Raw genomic sequence first — 19845 nt, forward strand, 5'->3', positions numbered from 1 at the left:
GTTCACTTGGTTGCACGGAAGCAGCGCTCCTATGGTTAATAGTTTGGCGGAATGCACGATGGACGAACAGCGTCGCAAAACTGATGTTAATATGCTCCAAGCGCTGCTGGAAAATCCTGGGGACTCAGGAATAGATTTGATTTTGAGGACAAACCCAAAGTCGATCGACTTTGGGTTCGTGCAAACGCTTTATGTGGAAGAAGTGGCGCTGACGCGAGAAAGCTTGCTGAAAGCTGCAAAATTTTTCCAAAAGGCGATCGCACCCTTAGAATCTGCAAAGGGCACTTCTAAACTGCCCGCAACCGGGACAGCATATCTGGCTTTTTTAGCAGAAGTATTGCAGGCAGTGGCGCGCAGCGCAGATTCGCAGCACCTGTACCCGTTGCTGAGAAACAATTTAGATAAACTCGATCATAATTTCGCACAACTGCTGCGCGGATGGGCCGCTTTGGTGTTCGCTGCTGCCAAAGAATCCGAGATGAGGCGCATTGCAGCCTTAATCGGCAATCTGAGCAATAAAATTGGGCGATTTCCCCTCGGCAGCAAGGCTAATAACTTGGAAATCGAAATTGCTGGTTACGAAACAGTTGCTAAGGTTTTTACCCGCAAAGACTTTCCCCAAGAATGGGCGGTGATGCAAAACAATCTGGGTAACGCTTATAGCGATCGTCCCAAAGGTGATAAGGCTCAAAATATCGAACAGGCGATCGCTTGCTTTGAAAATGCCCTACAAGTACGCACGCCCGAACAGTACCCCGAACAGTGGGCGACGCTGCAAAACAATCTAGGCAACGCTTACAGCGAGCGTCTCAGGGGAGATCCGGCAGACAATCTAGAACAGGCGATCGCCTGCTATCAAAACGCGCTGCTAGTTCGCAGCCGCGAGGCTTTCGGGCAAGAGTGGGCGAGCACTCAAAACAATCTCGGCCGTGCTTACAGCCGCCGACTGCGGGGCAACCGAGCTGAAAATCTGGAACTGGCAGTCGCTTGCTACCAGAATGCTTTGCAAGTCTACAACCGCAAGGTGTTTCCCCGGCGTTGGGCCACAACTCAAAATAATTTGGCAAATGCTTACTGCGAGTTGCTGCGGGGCAACCGAGCTGAAAATCTCGAATACGCGGTTACGTGCTATCAGAGAGCTTTGCAGGTGCGGACTCGGGAAGCTTTTCCGCTGCAGTGGGCGACGACTCAAAGGAATTTGGGTCGGGTGTTTGTCGATCGCATCAAAGGCGATCCGGTGGAAAATATGGAAATGGCGATCGCCTGCTATCAAAATGCTTTACAAGTCTACACCCGCATCAAATTTCCCGAAGCTTGGGCTTCGATCCAAACTTACCTCGGTAGGATCTACAGTCGGCGGGTGAAAGGGGAAAAAGCCGAAAATATGGAAATCGCGATCGCCTGCTATCAAAATGCTTTGCTGTTTTGCAACCGCCAAAAAACTCCCGAACGCTGGGCAATGCTGTGTGCTTACCTCGGCCGCGCTTTCTGCGAACACGTCAAAGGCGAAAAAAACCGCAACCTCAAAAGCGCGATCGCCTGCTATCACAATGCCGGGGAAGTCTACACCAGGCAGGGACATCCCAACCGCTGGGCAATGCTGCAAATTTATCTCGGCAGGGCTTATTCGCAACTGACGGAGGCGGAAAACTTGTCCCACATGGAAAGCGCGATCGGCTGCTATCACAAGGCCTGTCAAGTCTACACTCGCGAAACCTATCCCCACCGCTGGGCGGAAATTTTATTTTATTTGGGTCAAGCTTACCGAGTTCGAGGCGACTTGCTTCGCGCCTACGGGGTTTTTACTGCTGCTGTCGATACTGTTGAATTCTTGCGTTGCGAAGTTGGGGTTGATACCGTCGATTTTGGTGATCAGACGAGTACCGCAAAAGTCAAATTAACCCGCACCTGGGCGGGACTCTATAAATGCCTGGTGCAAGTTTGTCTGGAACTCGGCGCCAGCCAACCTGAATATTACGCTAAGGCTCTGGAATACGCCGAACGCCACAAAAATCGGAATTTGGTAGAACTGCTGGTTAAATGCCACTTGACTCCGAAAGCCGAAATTCCCGCAGCGGTGCGAAGCGAGTTGGAGTCGCTGCAACTGGAAATAGCGGGGGAACAGCGGCACCAAGAACAGCGAGAACCTGAGCCGAACACGACCTTGATTTCTGAGGGCGATAGCCAAGGTTTGAACAGTGGTTCTCTACTGCCGAACTCGGACTTCATGCACTTAAATCAATTGTGGAAGCAGTTGGATAGGTTGATTGCGCGGGAGGTGCAGGCAAACGACCCTTTCTTCAGCCTAGCTCACAAAGTTGAAGCGATCGCTTTCGAGCAAATTCGCCAATTGTTGCCTGATGACAATTGCGCTGCTGTGGTGTGGGCGAGTTTGGGTGAGTTGCTAGTTGCTTTTGTGGTGGTAAAGAGTACACAATATCCCGCCGTTCACCTGTGTTCGCCGGAAAATGCTTTGGCTGCCGAAAGTTGGGGCCAGGAGTACCTCAGCGCTTATTCTGAACAAAAAGGTCGCTGGATAAATCATCTCCCAGCTCGCCTCAAACGCTTGGCTACGATGCTGGAAATCGATCGAGTAGTGGCGCTGATTCCCGATAATTGCGATCGCCTGATTTTTGTGCCGCACCGATTTTTGCACGCTTTGCCACTCCACGCTTTGCCTTTGGCGGGGAGAGACGGGTTTGAGGACGGTGGGGGAATTTTTAGGTCTGGGTGGAGCGATCGCAGCGGTTTTGATGGGGAAACCTACAGCCTTTCGGATTTTTCTCAAAGTTCGTCTTTTGGCGACGTTGCAGCGCCTGCTGCTTATTTGATCGATCGATTTGCCGGAGGAATTCGCTATGCTCCTAGCTGTCAGCTATTGCTGTTGAGACAAAGTGCACACACAGCGGCTATTGGTCGGTACAGACCCGGTTTGCAGCACCTTTTGGCAATTCCCACTTTCACCAGAGATTCGTTCTACAGCAACATTGAAATCGGCAAGATTTCCCAGTATTTTGCCAGTACAGAAGTTGTGCGCCATAAGCCGGCAATTAAAGAGGCTTTTTCCCAAGCAATGTCTGCTAATAATGGGAATTTGCCCCAGCAAATAGGCCAGTTGCCGCAGAAAAAATGCGCTCATTTTGCTTGTTTGAGTTTGCTTAATTTGGATTGGCCACTGAAATCCGCCGTGTTTTTGAGGAATGATTCTCTGAGTTTGGAGGAAATTTTTAATCTGGATTTTCGGCAATATTTTTTAGTTACTTTATCGGGTTGCGAAATTGCCGCTGGCGGAGTTAGCGGTGCTGGAGGAGATTTTGTGGGTTTGTCGGCGGGTTTGTTGTATGCTGGCACGTCTAGTGTGGTTAGCAGTCTGTGGAAGGTGAACGATGTTTCTACGCTGCTGCTGACGAGCAAGTTTTATGAAAATCTGGGACGGTTTTCTCGGTTGCAGGTGGGAGATGTGGCGATCGCCCTGGGGGACGCTCAAAGGTGGCTGCGGGATTTGACTAGCGAGGAATTGGAGGTGTTGTTGGCGGATTTTCAACCTCAAATTTCGCAAATGTTCGATCGGCTTTCTCAAAGTTCTCGCCTAATTGCGGAGGCTTCTTTGCAGCAAATTCGCAACCGCAAACCCTATCCTTTTGCCAATCCTTATTATTGGGCGGCTTTTACTGCGGCTGGGGTTTAGTTATTAGTCATTAGTCATTAGTCATTAGTCATTAGTCAACAGTCAACAGTCAACAGTCAACAGTCAACAGTCATTAGTCATTTAAAAACCCGACAGTAACAACTTATTTAAAGTTGTCAGTGTCGGGCGGAAATTCAACAAATTACCAGCAAAAACTTAGGATTTTTTGCCGAAAACTTGTTCTTTCAAGGCTTGAATTTCTTGACCTAATTGTTGCCGATTGGACGATCGCAGCAAATAGCGGTAGATAAACCACCCGGTGTATCCGATACCAATTAGCTCGAATGTGGGTGCTAGCAGGGGGATGTCGTTGAGTTCATCTATTATCCCCAAAAGCACTTTCAAAGAAATAATCGAGGCTACAATTACACCGATAACAGTCAGGGGACTTTTGTACTGTTCGTAAAAGCTGCCGATGTAAGCGGGAAACTCGGACAAAATTGAGAGAATTTGTTCTTTGATCTGCTGGGCCTGACTTGGTGTTTCGTCGGTAATTATGACTTTTGTGGTATCGCTGGAACTGTCTGCTTCATTTCCGGCAGGAATTTCGGTGATGATAACGGTTGTTTCTGGTTCGTTTGATGAAGTCATTTCTCCACTCGCAATAGTTTTTTGCTGGTTGGCGGCAGGTATTTCAACTGCTGCTGCGGCTGTTTCAACTGGCGAAATATCGACTGCTGAAACCTCGGTGCCGACTGTTTCAACTGGCGAAATATCGACTGCTGCGACCTCCGTTCCGAATGTTTCGGCCGCCGGTATTTCGACTGCTGTTTCGGACGCGGAGATTGCTTCTGGAGTCGGTATTTCGACTGATGAAACCGACGCTGCGACTGTTTCGGGAGCCGATATTTCGACTGCTGTCACCTCGGCCGCTGCTGTTTCAACAATCGGTGTTTCGACTGCTGGCTGTTCTGTAGCAGGAGTTTCGGCGACTGTTTCTGCGTTTGATTGTTCTGGGGTAGAAGTTTCGGCCGCGACACCAACAGCCGGCAAATTCAAGCTACTAATGGCATCAAGCAAACGGGTTTTAGCCGTTCCTCGCTGGTGAAGGATTACCCAAGATTCTATCAGGTCGGGGCCGTGCATTGCACCTGTCAGAGCGGCTCTGAGCGATCGCATAATTAGCCCTTTGTTAAGATTTTTCTCTTTACTGAGCTTTTTAGTGATTTTCTGAGCTTCCGCTGATGTCAGGCTGGAATGACTTTCCATAGCTTCTACAACTGCTTGTAAAGCCTGGGCCGCCCCTGTTTGCTGCAACTGTGCGAGTGCTTCTTCTTCGTATTCCACGGTGGTGGAGAAGAATACCTTACACATATCCACAGCATCGGTTAAGCGAACGAGACTCGGGCCGATTAAAGCAGCTATTTGTTCGAGCCAGGGGCGGTCTGCCTCCAAGTCAAACTCATAACCGCCTTTCTGCCACCAATAAGGTATCAGCAAATCTGTCAATTGCGGCACTGGCATTTTGTGCAGGTATTGACTGTTTAGCCAATTGAGTTTATCCCAATCAAATTTTGCACCAGCTTTGTTGACTCGATAGAATGTAAATAATTCTGCTGCTTCCGACAGTGTAAATATTTCCTGCGTTGAATCCGGCGGAGTCCAACCGAGCAAAGTCATGTAATTAACTAAAGCTTCGGGCAGGTAGCCCATATCTTTGAAGTCAGAAATCGAGGTTACGCCGTCGCGTTTAGAAAGCTTTTGCCCTTGGGAGTTTAAAATCAGCGGCGTGTGGGCAAATTCTGGGATTGTCGCGCCCAAAGCTTCGTAGAGCAATATTTGTTTCGGAGTATTGCCGATGTGATCTTCGCCGCGGATGACGTGGGTGATGCCCATGTCGATGTCATCGACAACTACGGCGAGGTTGTAGAGTGGTTGGCCGATGACGCCGCCGCTGGATGCCCTGGCAATTACCATGTCGCCGCCGAGGTCGCTACCTTTCCAGGTTACGGTGTCGCGCACCATGTCGTTCCAAGAAATTGTGCGATCGTCGTCGATGATAAACCGAATCACAGCTTGTCGCCCTTCGCCTTCAAAAGCTGCGCGCTGTTTGCTTGTCAAGTGGCGGTGCCGGTTGTCGTAGCGGGGGGCTTGTTTGTTGGCTTTTTGTGCTTCCCGCATTTCGTCGAGTTCTTCCGACGTGGTGTAGCAGCGGTAGGCGAGTCCTTTGTCTAGAAGGGTTTGGACTGCTTGGCGGTATATTTCCAGACGTTGGGACTGAAAACTCGGGCCTTCGTCCCAGTTCATACCCAGCCAGGTGAGTCCTTCGAGGATGTTATCGGTGTATTCGCTTTTAGAACGTTCTACGTCTGTGTCTTCTACCCGCAGGATGAATTGGCCGCCTTGGTTGCGGGCAAACAGCCAGTTGAATACGGCGGTTCTGGCGGTACCGATGTGTAGGTTTCCGGTGGGACTGGGGGCTAGACGGACTCTGACATTCATGTAGATTTTTGCTTTTAGATTGGGGGCGAGTTGCTGGTTGCGGGAATAGCTGATGTTTAAGACTTCAAATTTTATTATATTTTGTTGCCGACTTAAAAGTTGTGCTTGGCAGTTGCTTTGCCTCGAATTGTTTGATATTCGACTATCGGGCGATCGGGCGAAAGTCTCCGGCAACGCAGCAGAGGGCATCTTGATGATATTAGCATTGCGGGCGGCCAAGACTGGATTCACCTTTGGGACTATTTTTCACAACGCAAATAACTGCCGTAGGGCTAATCAATGCGCGCCTGTTGACTATTAATAATTCTTGTAAAATGTTTGTGTGCGATCGACGACATTAAAATATATTTCCCTATGTCTGCTGCTAAAACTGAGTTTTCCGAATCTGTTGCGCCCTCACCCGACTCTGTTGCGCCTGCTTGGCAGATTGAGTTGCTGTACGACGGTGAATGTCCTCTGTGCGTGCGGGAGGTTAATTTCTTAAAAAAACAGGACGCGGGGCGAGGTTTAGTGTCGTTTGTGGATATCGCGGATGATGGCTACAACCCGGAGGCCCACGGCAGAATCGACTACGAAACGGCGATGGGGCGAATTCACGCGGTGTTACCCGACGGTACGACGGTTAAAAATGTAGAGGTTTTTCGCCGCACCTACGAGATTTTAGGTATGGGCTGGATTTATGCAGTTACTAAGTTACCAGTGATCGGGGCGATCGCCAATTGGCTGTACGGAATTTGGGCTGACTGGCGGCTGAAGCTGACGGGAAGACCGGATTTAGCAACAATTATGAGCGATCGAACTCAGCGGATTGAGTGCGAAAGTCAAGGCCGCTGCCGGCCAAACTCAAAATGAGTCATATTTAATAAGTGCGATCGGTCTATCAGAAGATGTCAGCAGAAAAAGACTGCCACTAACATTAAAGATTGGCTACTATTAAAGGTCAAAAAAAATGCAAGATGCAGGCTATACAGTCTTCATGGGCTTCGGTGGGATCTGGATACTTATGGGAATTGCCGCTGTGATTTTCCTGTTTAAATCGGACGGTCAAAAACTTAGGTTTGGCAAATGGGGACTGCTAGTTGCTATTCCGATTCTCGTTCCCATCGTCCTAGTTTTGACATATCAGATCGCCAGGCCCTTTATTTCCTCGCACCTTTGAAGGCTGCTGGGAGTCGATCGTAACTGCAAGCAGGAGTTTTTTTGCCAGCCTTTTCGGGTAAACTGTACCGCGTAGTAGTTAGTTTACCTAAAACAGTTTCTCCATCGAATGCCTAAGCCAAGTAAGCCCACAACCAAAGCTCCGACTGTACTCGATCTCTTCTGCGGTGCAGGTGGGATGAGTTTAGGTTTTCAAAATGCCGGCTGTGAGATTCTAGGGGGTATTGATAAAAATCCCCATCCCATCAGAACTCATCATAGAAACTTCCCTAACTGCCAGCTCAAGCTTGATGCCAAACCGATAGAATCTCTGATTAACTTGAGTCAACTAGATATCAAGCCGGGAGAAGTTGATATTTTAATTGGTGGGCCGCCCTGTCAAGTTTTTTCATTAGTTGGGAAAGCTAAAATGAGGTCTTTAGGCAAACAGATAGAAAGCGATATTAGAAAATTTTTATAGGAACAGTTCATCCGCTTTGTAAAATATTACAAACCGCTATTTTTTTTTAATTGAAAATGTTAATCATCTCCGCAACCACTGGATCTTCCCTACTTTGATAGAATATTTGGAAAAAATAGTGCATAAAACAAATTGCAATTATCCAGGCTATAATATTAGCAAACTTTCCCAGAGCGCTTTGTATTTGACGCACCTATGACTAGGATGTTGGAGTTAGTTGGGAATTCTGTGCCGCCTATTTTAGCACAGGCGAGCGCTGTCAAGTAGCGGAAGTGGTAATAAATGGCTTTAGGAAAGCGTTGGACACGAGATGAACTCATTATCGCAATGAATTTATACTGCAAGCTACCATTTGGACAGCTAGATCGTCGCACGCCAATTATTATTGAAGTAGCTCAAAAGCTAGGAAGAACACCCAGCAGCCTATCAATGAAGCTTTGTAATTTAGCTTCATTCGATCCTGTACTGCAAGCCCGTGGCATTCAAGGCCTTCGCGGTGCAAGTAACGCGGATCGCGGCATTTGGCAAGAGTTTTATACAAATTGGGAAGAACTAGGAGTTAAAAGCGAAGAACTATTACAAGAACTATTTGATAATGTAATACCTGAAGAGTATCAGCTACCCCGACAACCAAAATCTCAAAATGTCAGGGAAATCAAAATACCTAAAAGTCAGCCAACTGGCGAGACAGAAGTAAAAGCTAGTGTAAAAGCACGAATCGGACAAAGTTTTTTTCGCCAAACTATTCTAGCTAACTACAACAGCCGTTGCTGTATTACTGGTAATCCAATTCCACAACTTTTGATCGCGAGCCATATACTCCCTTGGGGCGATTACCCAGAACATCGACTCGATCCTCATAATGGTTTGTGCCTTGCTCGTACTCAGGATGCAGCTTTTGATGGGGGAATGATTACATTTGATGAAGATTATCGACTGGTTCTTAGTTCATATCTTGAAAGTTTCTTGCCGGAAGATGTATTAGAGCATAACTTTGTTGCCTATCACGGGAAGCAAATGCGTTTACCTGAAAAATTTCAACCTAATCCTAACTTTCTCCGCCGTCATCGAGAAGAAATTTTCCTTGACAATTAAATTAACAGGTAGACTTGCACATTTTTTGCATACCCTTGACAAACAAGATTATTATTTTTTTCTGCGACTGCTTGCCCGCGATCGAATGCGCCTTGTACCTCGCTCTCAACTTGGTCTTCTGGGGGACTGCGGGTTGGCAGTTGAATTTGTGATCGCCTGTCAGCCCTGGCACCAGAACAAACCGAATCCAAGTCGGTTTATTAATTTTACTCAAATATGTTGCGAGAATTAGTGTTGGTTCGAGATCGAGGCTGATGACATTCCGATACGTTGCACGAGCCAAAGATTTAATATCGAGTAGAAAGAGCTAGGTAAATTCTAAAACGGGTTTAGCTGCCTACAAGTCGCAGTATCCAGAGCTATCTAATCCCGTGTGAATTCCTAATGTTAGACAACGCTTAAAAATTTAGGTGACGAAGTGAGCTTGAAACAATGCCTCACCTCCACTAATGGTAACTCGACCTCCCGAATAATTCATGTAAGACCTGTATTTCTGAATTTCTTCGATTAGTTCATCAACACTGACCTTTTTAAGGTTTTCTAGATATCGGCAATGTGGATTAGAACAGTAAAGGCCACGTAGCAGACAGCCTGCTGTTTACCTTCTGAGGTTGATCTAGGCTTTGTAAAACAAACGCTTGTACTGTGCTAACTCAGTACAAGCGGTTATTTTTCAGCATATCGCTTTTTTCAGCAATCTGAACATTTTCTATTTTGAACGGGACAGACGGGGCTCGAACCCGCAACTTCCGCCGTGACAGGGCGGTGCTCTAACCAATTGAACTACTGTCCCTCGTTTTGCCGTTTTTTCAGGCACAATTTCTATTATGCCTATAACTTCACCTTTTGTCAAGAGGTTTTTTGAACTTTTATTTGGAAGCCCAAAATTTGAGTCTCTTGCAGGGGACTGAAGTTGTTGTCGCTCACCAAAATCAGACCTCTGCTAGCATCCGCCAGGGCGGGGCCAAATGTCAACCCCTCAATGTTGTCTAGGGGGATTTTCAGGGTTTCCAAATCCAGCAGCAGGCGTTTTTGAGCGGGAGAAACCTCGCTGAGACGGCTTTTGAGGCTTTCGAGTGCTTCAATACGATCGCCCTTTTCCAGAGAAATCTCAAAAATTCTGATAGTTGTGCCGGTTTCCAGGGAGAAAGCACGCTCTAAACTCAGCAACCGGTTATCGTCGATCGCCAACAAATCCACTAAACCGTTAGTAGTTAATTTTCCCACAGGATTCGCACCAGCGGGTAGCGGTTCGGTGATGTAGAGAAACGATGCTTCTGGATTGCCGCTCACCGCATCGTAGCGCAAAATCCGGCACGGGCTCCCGGTTTCCAGGGAAGCTACGGCGCCATCTTGAACCAAGCCATTTTCGGTAGCTGTAAATAGGTATTTACGATCGGGCGTTAAAGTTAAACTTTCAAGTGATAGATTGTTGCGGATTCCTTTACTGCCTTTGTCGTCGGGCAAAAATAGGTCAGGAATTGCCAGCGTTTTCAGCAGTTTACCATCGAGGGAGAACTCTTTGATAAAAGGATTTATTTGGCGATCGACATCTCCCTCAGAAGAAACAAACACGCTATTGCCAGTAAAAGCTATCCCTTCGGGATCTAAACTTAATTCAGGAAAACTTTTGCCGTTTTCATCTAATAAAGTAGTGACACCAGTAAAAGTAATTTGCTCTTTTTCCAGTTTACCAGATTGCAAGTTAATTTTGAGAGTATAGAATCGCGCCGGAGCCTTGCTGCTGCGGTCATCAGAAATGGCATAATAAACTTGTTTTTCGGCATCATAAGTAATGCTCGATAGTCCGCCAATTTCCGTCCCCTGAAACGGAGAACCTGTAGGAAATATTGCTCTGCCGATAAAATCTATTTTCGTAACAGCGAAAGATTGAGCTGATTGATTTACCCAAATAGCAACAGTTGCTGCCATCAAAAAACAGACAATAAATATAGTTGCTTTTACTAGCTTTCGCATTTTACCAATAAATACATTATTACCTATCTACTTCTTGCCTTTCTTCCTTCGCGCCCTACCCTTCGGGAACGGCTTCGCCGAACGCGTCTTCGCGGTTCATTACATCTAAAAATCACGGCTCATGATTCAGCAAAAAATTGGTCAACCAATCTTTAACCACATAAGTAGCACGACAGTCGTCCTCATTGTAGCGGACGATCGCCTCTAAGAGCGATCGATCGCCGGTTTTGAGCCAATCGTCGTACCAGCAGACGCACTGAGCACCATTAGCCTTAGCATCTCGCCAGTCAAAACCCAGCCAGCGGGCAATTGGTTTGAGTGCGTAACTTTCCACCGGCATAATCGCTTTTTGCGTCACTTGTTTGTGAATATCTACAAACCGTTTCAGCACGGGTTTCCACAAATAAGCTGGAGTATTGTAAAGTTTAGCCAGTCGCTTAAAAGTCTTGACTTCATAGTCGCAAAAGTGGAAAATCGGAGCAATGGGATAAGCCCACATTAATTCTAAAAATTGCTCCCAGATTGCACCTTCCTCTGCTGCGGATTCTGCTAAAAAACCGTGGAATTTTTCCGTATTGTTGTACCTGTCAACAACTAAGACTCCGTGGAGGTAATCCAAGTTTAACTCTGGTTCCGCTTCAATATCAAAGTAGAGTTCGATTGGGGCGATCGGCAAAAACACAGATTGGGAATACGGAATTGGTTTCTTGCGGAGAATTGGCGCAGGTATACAAGATGTGGCAGGTTTATTTTCTGTAGTCTTGACAGGCTCACTTTTAGCTATTACTAAACTATTTACTGCCATTTCTGGTATGATAAATTGATTAATTTCTGCCTCTTCGCTTCTTCCTTCGTCCTTCTTCCCTCTTCCTTCCTCTTCGTCTTCCCTTCTTCCCTCTTCCTTCTTCCCTCTTCCTTCTTCCCGCAACAGCGGTTGATTTAGCAAGTGCGATTGAGCTTGCTGCACCACATCAAAAGCAACTCTGTCGGGGAATTCTGGATACTCAGCAAGCAGTTCGGAACTAGCATTAGCGAGAGCTTCTACATCAGTAATTTCGAGAGTTTTTAGTCTAGCATAGCGGCTGGCAGTAACTCCCGGCAATAACGAAAGATGTTTAATAGATTCGGCTTCGGCGTGACAGATAGTATACCAACCGCAAAGATTGCACTTTTGCCGGGAAATGAACACCTCTGGTTTATCGCGATTTTCTATCATCTGAATGCAATCATCTAAAATCTCGAACATCTGAGGAGTTCGCTGGTCGAGATTCACCTGCCACAGCCCTTTTTTTCGCAGCATCAACCACGCAGTCTCTGGCATTGTTTCTTGCACGGAAGCTAAAACTTGGGCGTGAAAAGCTGCGATAATTTGATACTCTTGTTTTGGTCGCTTGCTAAGCCAAATATCCGTAGTAATATAACTCCAATCGCCAAACTTTGATTTTCCCGGCTGTTTGATTAATAAATGGGGGCGGCTGATTAGGGTAATGTTTGAAGAGGGAAGATTGGAGGATGAAAGATGAACGGAAGTTTCGGGGATTTCGCCAAATTCTGGGAAATATTGACTGTCAATGCCTACCAGAGAAGTTGTTGCGCCGTTGGTTTGACCGAATTCGCCCTGGATCAGAACTCCTCGGTAAATGCGATCGACCCCTTGCTGCATTAAACTCAATGTAGCGGCCGCGCCAGCTTCCCAATCCCCTCTAGGATAATATGGTTGTTGGTAAGTCTCGTGTTCCAAAGCTTGCTGCTGGTATGTCGCGCTGTCGCGCATCAGTTTCAGCAGAAAGTCGCTGGGGGGGTCTTGTTGTTTCCAGTCTCCGCAGGTATCTAAAAAAGCTCGGAGATGGCATCGCTGATAGGAAAGTAGTAGTTTGTCAGTTATTAACATTTAGTATTCGCAAGGCATAGAGTATCAGGCAAAAGGTATAAAATTCACAGCATTAGTTATTCAATATTAACGCAATCAATAATTCCCCAAAAAAAATGACAAAGGACAATCACCGGCAACAATTCCCAGCTTTGGCCAATAAAGCTTATTTTAACTACGGCGGACAAGGGCCGCTGCCTGAGCCTGCTTTAGAGGCGATTTATGATGCTTACAAACGGGTGCAGCTTGGGGGGCCGTTTTCGGGGGAGGTGGGGGCTTGGGTGGTTCAGGAGGCGATGCTGACGCGACGTGCGATCGCATCTGAGTTGACCGTACCTCCTGAAACCATCGCCCTAACTGAAGATGTCACCGTCGGCTGCAATATTGCGCTGTGGGGCATTGACTGGAAAGCAGGCGACCATTTGCTGCTTTCTGATTGCGAACACCCCGGCATTGTAGCTAGTGTAATGGAACTTCAGCGCCGTTTCAACATTGAGGTTTCGGTTTGTCCGTTGGCGGCAACTTTGAATGAAGGCGATCCGGTGGCGGTGATTGCTGATAGTTTGCGGCCAAATACTCGCTTGTTGGTTATTAGTCACATTTTGTGGAATACTGGCCAAGTTTTGCCTCTGGCTGAGATTGTGAAAGTATGTCATGAACCCCCCCTAACCCCCCTTGCCAAGGGGGGGGACAAGAGGATTTTTCCCTGATTCAATCCGAGGGGGGAACAGATATAAAACCCCCCCTAACCCCCCCTTGCCAAGGGGGGGAACAAGAGGAATTGCCTGCCAAGAATCACAAAGTTAGAGTGTTAGTTGATGCGGCTCAATCTGTGGGGGTTTTGCCTTTAAATTTGATTGAATCGGGGGTTGACTTTTATGCTTTTACGGGTCACAAATGGTGGTGTGGCCCGGAAGGTTTGGGGGGGCTTTATGTGAGTGCTGAAGCTTTGGCAGATTTGCATCCGGTGTTTATCGGTTGGCGGGGAATTGTGACGGATGCTAATGCTAAAGTCCTTGGGTGGAAGCCTGGATCACAGCGCTATGAAATTGCGACTTCTGCTTATCCTTTGTATGCGGGTTTGCGGAGTGCGATCGCCCTGCAACATGAATGGGGTACGATCGAGGAAAGGTATGCAGAAATCTGCCGTTTGAGTAAGTATCTCTGGGAGCGTTTGTCGGAACTTCCCGATGTGGAATGTTTGCGGACTTCGGCACCGGAAGCTGGTTTGGTTTCGTTTAGATTAACTAACGGGATGCCGCACAAAAAGCTAGTTGATGTGTTGGAGAAACAGGGGATTATGGTGCGGACAATTCTTTCTCCTGATTGTGTGCGGGCTTGTGTTCACTATTTTACAACTGAGGCGGAGATTGATAAGTTGGTTGGGGCGAGCGCAAATCAATTAGTATAGTCTCTAACTTGAGGATTCTGCTAAAATGAAGAGTAGGTTTAGTTAAACCCACATTTTAAACTATTCTCAATAGCAGGCTTTCATTCCTGTTTCACAATAGTTAAATATTCTGGTGCGGTGGGCTTCTAGGCCGCCCATCAAAGGCTTATTGACAATGATGCCAGCTCTCAGGTTAAACATGGATGTTAGCCTAGATTTCGGAGGCGACGAATAGGAACGCTATGGATGGTACTTTTCCCAATAAATTGGTTATATACTAAAAGCAGACGGTACTCGGATGCCAGTTAATTACGATTAAATAAAAAATAGTCAGGTTGAAAAAACATTTTTTAGATTTTCTAAGCAAAGACGTGACGATTATTTTGGAGTAATTACGGAGGAAAATAAACGATGAATTTAGAGCAAGCAGTTTTAGATAAGTTGCGGGCCTTGTCCCCGGAACGCCAGCAAGAAGTTTTAGATTTTGCTGAATTTCTTCAACAAAAAACTATTCTTAAACGACCACTAAAAAGCGTCAAAGGAATGTGGGCTAATTTAGATATCAATATCACGGAAGAAGATATTGCCCAAGCGAGAAAAGAAATGTGGAAAGATTTTCCAAGAGAGGATATTTAATGACAGCCGTTGTCGCCGACACTCATACAATTATCTGGTATTTGCGGGAGACTGCTCGATTATCGCCAGCCGCAATGAATACTTTGGATGCAGCATTAGCAGAAGGCTCTCCGATTTATGTATCGGCGATTTCTGTGGTAGAAATAGGCTATCTAGTGGAAAGGTATCGATTGCCCGAAGAGGCTTTTCGGCAGTTAATTAATGCTTTATCTGATTCGGGGACTGGGTTAGAAATAGCCTCTCTGGATTTAATAACAGCACAAACTCTGCGTCAGATTCCCCGCGATATGGTGCCTGATATGCCAGACAGAATTATTGCCGCTACTGCTTTATCATTGAGTCTTCCCTTAGTCACCCGCGACGCGAAAATTCAAGCGTTAACCACTATTCAGACAATTTGGTGAGTATGAGGGGAATTTACCATGCTTTTCCGCGTCCAGGAATAACAGTATATCCAATGATTGTAGGGCCTTTAATAAGTCTGATGTCGATAACTGTGCAGTTTTTGGCAGTTTTGTTTTCAGAAACCTGATTTATTAATCGAAATTAATCATTGAGCAAATCGATTTAAGTCTAATTTAATCAAAGTTTCAGATAACCATTTTTCTGCTTCATCATAAGTAAAGCTACGAGACGATTTGGCAACCTTAGCCATATATTCACAGTAGATACTATAAGGATTAGAGTCTATATCAACAGACCCATGAGGTTGATTTAAATCAGGTATTCTTCCTCCAACATTCCAGCAATAAACAACGGTTGGTAATACCTGGCTTTTAACAAAGTGGGGAACTTTTTTCTTCATACTTTTTTCTAAAATTGCGCTCGCTCCCTCAATAAAAAAGCAAATCGCCCTTTCTCTAAAACAAGCAAAGGGCGATCGACTTTTTAACTCAACTAATTAATGACTGTGCCCGTGCCCGCCATGAGAATGACCGTGTTCACCATGAGAATGTCCACCGTGAGAATGACCATGATCTCCATGAGAATGGCCGTGTTCCCCGTGAGAATGGCTGTGTTCGCGGTGTGTGGAAGCCAAACTCGGATTAACAGCAACCGCAGTCTCACTCAACAACGCTTCAATCTGCGGATTTGCCCACTCTGCCGCCATTTTCAGAAATTCTGGATGGTCGTTAACGCAAGGCAATTTGCGGTAAGTAACTCCTTGACGCTGTTTCTGCAAAGACTCAATAATGTGGTCTACATCTAACAATGTTTCGTGATTTTCTGTGGCAAATCCGATCGGCATAAAGACGATCGCAGTTGCACCCAAATCAATCAAATTCTTCGCAGCCAACGTCGCATCCGGTTGTGTCCATTCAATCAGCGGCGTGTCGTGATTCAGCCAACCCACCGAAATCAAAGGATAGCGATACATCAAACGTTCCCGCACGCGATCGTACAAAGCTTGACTTTCCACAATTCCCGAAGTAAAGCCCTTCGCTTTGTGCGGACAACCGTGATTCATCAGCACAATCCCAATCTGAGAAGGCAAATGCGCTACAGCTAAATCGTTCTTAATTTCCTCTTCAACCAAATCCGCCATTAGCTGGATGTAAGCAGGTTCATCGTAAAAAGAAGGAATGTAGCGCTGTCCTTTTACCCAATGTTCTTTACCATCAAAGGTTTGTGCTAAAGCTTTATTCACCTGTTCGACTGCAATGCCGCTGGTGAAAACAGAATCAACTACCAACAGCGGATAAATCAGAATTTTGTCAAATCCTTCTGCTTGAATTTGAGGGATTACTTGTTCCGGCAAAAACGGCGCGCAAAAGTTAAAAGCTTTGAACACTTTTACTTTATCGCCCCATTTCTCCTGTAAATTCTTTTCAATCCCAGCGCGCTGCTGTTCAAAAATTGCATTGTGCGGCGAAACGAATTGACCGTGTTGGTGACTCCACTCGTGCAAGTCAAAGATTGCTAAAATCTTCGCCAGCGGCGGATAAATCCAAAGCGGTACTGGCGCAAACTTTGCGGTAAGCAAATTTAAAGCTTGTTCGTTGTAGTTGGCAAAATCGTCGTAGCTTTCGACTTCGCCGTAACCCATCAGTAATACAGCAACCCGATCATTACTTGCCGGTGCCGCAGATGTTTTGAAATCGATTTTTTCTGGAGAAGCAACCACTTTGTATTCCTCAATTTTATTTATTCTAAGAGATCCAGGCAGGATGAAGGGTGAATCGGAGATTTTTCATTGTTTGCGATCGCACGACTGGCGCGCGGGGCTGATTCCCGGTTTCTGCGCCCATACTTCCCGGTCCAATCTCTTATTTATCCTAGAAACCGGATTGATGAGCATCAGTCCTAAGTCGGTTTTTTGACCCTGACCCGAAATTCGTAGGGCAGCTAAGCTGGCAGGCCTCTAATTTTCACAATCCTGTTTCTTTAAGCTTTTGTGGGGTCGGCTTCGACGCCGCCAGAAAAGTTAAATCTAAATACAGAACAGCTTAAAACTAGAATCAGGCTTTGCTAAGCTTGACAGGGAATGGGGCCGGGGGGGATAAGTTTTATGTTTTCTTAAGACTCCCTCACCTTGCCTCAGATTAAAGCTGTTTGGAGCGTTCCCAGCATTTAACTTGGGGGGATACTCTTCAAACTTGACTCTATTATCAGTTTAACACCCTATCCCCAGGGGTAGTATATGATATAGTAGGTATATGATAAAGTTATGTTGCGAACTATATTAACTTTCTTGACGAACTATGAGACTGGTAATTTGCCCCGGAGTCCACGAACCAAAGCTAACCGACTGTTTCCTGGCAGGACTTTCGGGGCTTTGGGGACTGGCAGCCGATCGCCAAAACCAGCAAATAGTCGATCGAGTCAAGATTTTTCCCGCTCATAAATATCCGCCTTTTTCACCTCTTGACATATTGCAATTTTTGTGCAGCGAAGAGTTAGCAGGAGAAAGTCTAGTATTTGTCAGCTTTTCGGCAGGAGTAGCCGGGGCGATCGGGGCGGCTTGGATGTGGCAGCAACTCGGCGGCAAAGTCGGGGCTTTTTTTGCCTTAGACGGTTGGGGAGTACCTCTGGTGGGCAATTTTCCCATCCACCGCATCAGCCACGATCACTTCACGCATTGGAGTTCAGCAACTCTCGGTGGCGGTGGAGAAAGCTTTTATGCAGATCCGGCGATCGAACATTTGGATTTATGGCGAGCTCCTCAAACGGCAAAAGGGTGGCACGTCAGCCAAACCGTCGCCGGGGTTGAGACTGTCGCACCCACAACCGCAGCAAAATTTTTAGTCCACCTATTGAAACAATACGGAGTCCAATCAGTTGTTTAATCTTAATTTAGTATCATCAGCGATCGCACCTATTGCCACCATCGCCCGCCTCGACAATTCTGTCACTTCAGGCACAACAAACAGCATCAAACAGTGGTTGATATTTGGTGCCTCAGCATTTTTAGTCTCAATTCCAGTCTTCGTGCAAGCACCGTTAGTGCGTTTATATCCAACCATCAGTTTGCTATCAACTATCCCCTGGTTCGTTCTGAGTTTAATTCTAATTTTCCGCCCCAAAACACAACTTTGGGGAGATTTATTATTAGGATTTGCCGGATGTTGGCTCGCAGGTTCTATCTATTGGGGCTGGTTTAGATGGGAACCAATTTTACATCTACCTATAGAATCAATTGGCTTGCCTTTTGCTATTTGGTGCTTGGGCAAATCTTGGGGAAAAGTGGGCGGCTATTTTTACTTGGGTTCCCTATTCGGTACCGCCATTACTGATTTATATTTTTACTTAACAGGGTTGATGCCCTACTGGCGGCAAGTGATGCACGCGGAACCGGAATTAGCAATGCCGATTTTTCAAAGTGCGATCGGTCAAATCGAAACTCCTTGGGGCATAGGCTGTGCTTTAGTTTTAATCGCTGTGTTGCTAACAGTCGGTTTGCTGAGTTTGCGTGGCACGCAACTGCATTGGCGCGCTTTCAGCGGAGCTGTCTTAAGCACGCTTTTGGTAGATGGTTTATTTTGGCTGGCTGCTTCTGCTGCTTAAGATTTATGATTAGTTTTTATGTTGGTGATTTTTGACCGCAGATGTGGGCAGGTTGACGCAGGTTAACGCAGAGTTTTTTGATGGATATAGTCTTGAGATTCCTGACTTTTTTAAGAAGTCGGGAATTTGGGTATTTACTGAACAATTATGAGCTAAGATCTAAAATCTAAAATCTAAGAATCCCAAATCAATATCATGTCTTTCATTTCAATTCGCGGTGTAGAACATTATTACGAGTGGATAACGGCAGATAACAGTACCCAACCTAGCGGGAAACCAGTGATGGTATTTCTGCACGGCTGGGCGGGCTCAGCGCGCTACTGGGAAAGCACGGCACGAGCTATTGCTGATGATTTTGATTGTTTGCTTTACGATATGAGAGGTTTTGGTCGATCGCCTTTGCCAAAAGAGCCTCCTGAGTCCAGCTACGAACTCGAAACCTACGCCCGCGACTTAGCTGAATTATTAGAATCTCTGAATTTAAGCCGCGTCTTTCTCAATGCTCACTCCACAGGTGCATCAATTGCTACTTTATTTCTCAACCTTTACCCCGAAAAAGTAGAAAAAGCAATTCTCACTTGCAGCGGGATTTTTGAATACGACGAAAAATCTTTTACAACTTTTCACAAATTCGGTGGCTATGTGGTAAAATTTAGACCCTCTTGGTTGGCATCGATCCCCTTTGCCGATCGGCTATTTATGGCCCGGTTTTTGCGCCGTTCCCTGCCCACAGAGGTCAGTCTGGCGTTTCTCAAGGATTTTTTAATGGCAGACGAGCAAGCTGCTATAGGTACAATGGTGACGGCAGTCAGCAAAAGAGCCGCCGAGGAAATGCCCCAAGAATTTGCGCGGCTGAGTGTTCCCACACTGCTTGTGGCCGGAGAATTCGACCAAATTATCCCCGCCATCATGGGAGAGCAAGCGGCCTCCCTCAGCAAAAAAGTAGAATTTGTTATAATTCCGAATACGGCTCACTTTCCGATGCTGGAGGATGCCGCAACATACTTGCAGCGAATTCGAGAATTTTTGCCAGCAGCGGCTTAGCTGAGTTATTGTTCATCTAATGTACGATCGGACAAGCAAGCTTTGAGAACGGCTTTTGCTCCGATCTTAATTTTTAATTC

16 protein-coding genes, 1 tRNA gene and 2 pseudogenes are annotated in these 19845 nt (G+C 46.2%); 11 read left to right on the forward strand and 8 right to left on the reverse strand.

The genetic code is table 11. The features are described from left to right. Positions 1-31 precede the first annotated feature (31 nt). Positions 32-3688, forward strand: a complete 3657-nt coding sequence (locus D0A37_RS07170; protein WP_242722783.1) for a CHAT domain-containing protein — start codon at positions 32-34, stop codon at positions 3686-3688. Positions 3689-3844: 156 nt separating this feature from the next. Here D0A37_RS07170 and D0A37_RS29345 read toward each other — a convergent pair whose 3' ends face one another. Both D0A37_RS29345 and gltX read right to left on the reverse strand, forming a co-directional pair. Next, a complete protein-coding gene (locus D0A37_RS29345) occupies positions 3845-4279 on the reverse strand; it encodes a CAAD domain-containing protein (protein WP_445242540.1) in 435 nt (144 codons plus the stop codon). A 408-nt stretch (positions 4280-4687) separates the two neighbouring features. After that, positions 4688-6130 (reverse strand): annotated as a pseudogene (gene gltX, locus D0A37_RS29350) (glutamate--tRNA ligase); the annotation flags it as partial. Positions 6131-6484: 354 nt separating this feature from the next. On the opposite strand from gltX, the gene D0A37_RS07180 reads away from it, so the two are divergent. From D0A37_RS07180 to D0A37_RS07195, 4 genes are all read left to right on the forward strand, one after another. Further along, positions 6485-6982, forward strand: a complete 498-nt coding sequence (locus D0A37_RS07180; RefSeq protein ID WP_242722790.1) for a thiol-disulfide oxidoreductase DCC family protein — start codon at positions 6485-6487, stop codon at positions 6980-6982. Positions 6983-7079: 97 nt separating this feature from the next. Next, positions 7080-7289 carry a hypothetical protein gene (locus D0A37_RS07185; protein WP_242722794.1) on the forward strand — a complete coding sequence of 70 codons (210 nt, stop codon included), beginning with the start codon at positions 7080-7082 and terminating at the stop codon, positions 7287-7289. Between the two features lie 108 nt (positions 7290-7397). Further along, a complete protein-coding gene (locus tag D0A37_RS07190; RefSeq protein WP_242722796.1) occupies positions 7398-7748 on the forward strand; it encodes a DNA cytosine methyltransferase in 351 nt (116 codons plus the stop codon). Positions 7749-8030: 282 nt separating this feature from the next. Then, positions 8031-8843, forward strand: coding sequence for an HNH endonuclease (locus D0A37_RS07195; protein ID WP_242722798.1), 813 nt, complete (start codon positions 8031-8033; stop codon positions 8841-8843). On the opposite strand, the gene D0A37_RS07200 is transcribed toward D0A37_RS07195, so the two are convergent. The 4 genes from D0A37_RS07200 to D0A37_RS07215 all read right to left on the reverse strand — a co-directional run bounded on the left by D0A37_RS07200 (position 8840) and on the right by D0A37_RS07215 (position 12711). Then, the gene (locus D0A37_RS07200; protein ID WP_242722800.1) at positions 8840-9034 is read right to left on the reverse strand and encodes a hypothetical protein; all 195 of its coding nucleotides are present in this window, start codon (positions 9032-9034) and stop codon (positions 8840-8842) included. The genes D0A37_RS07195 and D0A37_RS07200 overlap by 4 nt on opposite strands. 528 nt (positions 9035-9562) lie before the next feature. Beyond that, positions 9563-9636 (reverse strand) — tRNA-Asp (locus tag D0A37_RS07205). Between the two features lie 56 nt (positions 9637-9692). Beyond that, positions 9693-10820: an esterase-like activity of phytase family protein gene (locus D0A37_RS07210; RefSeq protein ID WP_242722803.1), complete on the reverse strand. Its 1128-nt coding sequence runs from the start codon at positions 10818-10820 to the stop codon at positions 9693-9695. A gap of 112 nt (positions 10821-10932) precedes the next feature. After that, complete coding sequence (locus D0A37_RS07215; protein WP_242722805.1) at positions 10933-12711, reverse strand: TM0106 family RecB-like putative nuclease; 1779 nt, start codon at positions 12709-12711, stop codon at positions 10933-10935. A 95-nt stretch (positions 12712-12806) separates the two neighbouring features. Here D0A37_RS07215 and D0A37_RS07220 point away from each other — a divergent pair. The 3 genes and pseudogenes from D0A37_RS07220 (at position 12807) to D0A37_RS07230 (ending at position 15120) form a co-directional block, all read left to right on the forward strand. Then, positions 12807-14101: pseudogene (locus tag D0A37_RS07220) on the forward strand (aminotransferase class V-fold PLP-dependent enzyme). A gap of 390 nt (positions 14102-14491) precedes the next feature. Next, complete coding sequence (locus D0A37_RS07225) at positions 14492-14716, forward strand: DUF2281 domain-containing protein (RefSeq protein ID WP_242722808.1); 225 nt, start codon at positions 14492-14494, stop codon at positions 14714-14716. Then, positions 14716-15120, forward strand: a complete 405-nt coding sequence (locus tag D0A37_RS07230) for a type II toxin-antitoxin system VapC family toxin (RefSeq protein WP_242722811.1) — start codon at positions 14716-14718, stop codon at positions 15118-15120. Before D0A37_RS07225 ends, D0A37_RS07230 begins: the two co-directional genes overlap by 1 nt. A gap of 146 nt (positions 15121-15266) precedes the next feature. On the opposite strand, the gene D0A37_RS07235 is transcribed toward D0A37_RS07230, so the two are convergent. Together D0A37_RS07235 and D0A37_RS07240 are read right to left on the reverse strand one after the other, a co-directional pair. Further along, entirely contained in the window at positions 15267-15521 is a 255-nt protein-coding gene (locus D0A37_RS07235) for a hypothetical protein (RefSeq protein ID WP_242722814.1), read from the reverse strand. Positions 15522-15617: 96 nt separating this feature from the next. Then, a complete protein-coding gene (locus D0A37_RS07240) occupies positions 15618-16841 on the reverse strand; it encodes a ferrochelatase (RefSeq protein ID WP_242722817.1) in 1224 nt (407 codons plus the stop codon). Between the two features lie 577 nt (positions 16842-17418). On the opposite strand from D0A37_RS07240, the gene D0A37_RS07245 reads away from it, so the two are divergent. The 3 genes from D0A37_RS07245 to D0A37_RS07255 all read left to right on the forward strand — a co-directional run bounded on the left by D0A37_RS07245 (position 17419) and on the right by D0A37_RS07255 (position 19765). Then, complete coding sequence (locus D0A37_RS07245; protein ID WP_242722820.1) at positions 17419-18003, forward strand: hypothetical protein; 585 nt, start codon at positions 17419-17421, stop codon at positions 18001-18003. After that, positions 17996-18721: a DUF3120 domain-containing protein gene (locus D0A37_RS07250; RefSeq protein ID WP_242722823.1), complete on the forward strand. Its 726-nt coding sequence runs from the start codon at positions 17996-17998 to the stop codon at positions 18719-18721. The genes D0A37_RS07245 and D0A37_RS07250 overlap by 8 nt, the downstream gene beginning before the upstream one ends. A gap of 195 nt (positions 18722-18916) precedes the next feature. Beyond that, positions 18917-19765: an alpha/beta fold hydrolase gene (locus D0A37_RS07255; protein WP_242722826.1), complete on the forward strand. Its 849-nt coding sequence runs from the start codon at positions 18917-18919 to the stop codon at positions 19763-19765. The last annotated feature ends 80 nt before the right edge of the window (positions 19766-19845 follow it).

This window comes from Microcoleus vaginatus HSN003 (assembly GCF_022701255.1).
Classification (GTDB): domain Bacteria; phylum Cyanobacteriota; class Cyanobacteriia; order Cyanobacteriales; family Microcoleaceae; genus Microcoleus; species Microcoleus vaginatus_B.

Excerpts from the sequence above, each read along its gene's own strand:
- D0A37_RS07170 (WP_242722783.1), top strand. The coding sequence starts at position 32 with ATGGTTAATAGTTTGGCGGAATGCACGATGGACGAACAGCGTCGCAAA.
- D0A37_RS29345 (WP_445242540.1), bottom strand. The coding sequence starts at position 4,279 with ATGACTTCATCAAACGAACCAGAAACAACCGTTATCATCACCGAAATT.
- D0A37_RS07180 (WP_242722790.1), top strand. The coding sequence starts at position 6,485 with ATGTCTGCTGCTAAAACTGAGTTTTCCGAATCTGTTGCGCCCTCACCC.
- D0A37_RS07185 (WP_242722794.1), top strand. The coding sequence starts at position 7,080 with ATGCAAGATGCAGGCTATACAGTCTTCATGGGCTTCGGTGGGATCTGG.
- D0A37_RS07190 (WP_242722796.1), top strand. The coding sequence starts at position 7,398 with ATGCCTAAGCCAAGTAAGCCCACAACCAAAGCTCCGACTGTACTCGAT.
- D0A37_RS07195 (WP_242722798.1), top strand. The coding sequence starts at position 8,031 with ATGGCTTTAGGAAAGCGTTGGACACGAGATGAACTCATTATCGCAATG.
- D0A37_RS07210 (WP_242722803.1), bottom strand. The coding sequence starts at position 10,820 with ATGCGAAAGCTAGTAAAAGCAACTATATTTATTGTCTGTTTTTTGATG.
- D0A37_RS07215 (WP_242722805.1), bottom strand. The coding sequence starts at position 12,711 with ATGTTAATAACTGACAAACTACTACTTTCCTATCAGCGATGCCATCTC.
- D0A37_RS07225 (WP_242722808.1), top strand. The coding sequence starts at position 14,492 with ATGAATTTAGAGCAAGCAGTTTTAGATAAGTTGCGGGCCTTGTCCCCG.
- D0A37_RS07230 (WP_242722811.1), top strand. The coding sequence starts at position 14,716 with ATGACAGCCGTTGTCGCCGACACTCATACAATTATCTGGTATTTGCGG.
- D0A37_RS07235 (WP_242722814.1), bottom strand. The coding sequence starts at position 15,521 with ATGAAGAAAAAAGTTCCCCACTTTGTTAAAAGCCAGGTATTACCAACC.
- D0A37_RS07245 (WP_242722820.1), top strand. The coding sequence starts at position 17,419 with ATGAGACTGGTAATTTGCCCCGGAGTCCACGAACCAAAGCTAACCGAC.
- D0A37_RS07255 (WP_242722826.1), top strand. The coding sequence starts at position 18,917 with ATGTCTTTCATTTCAATTCGCGGTGTAGAACATTATTACGAGTGGATA.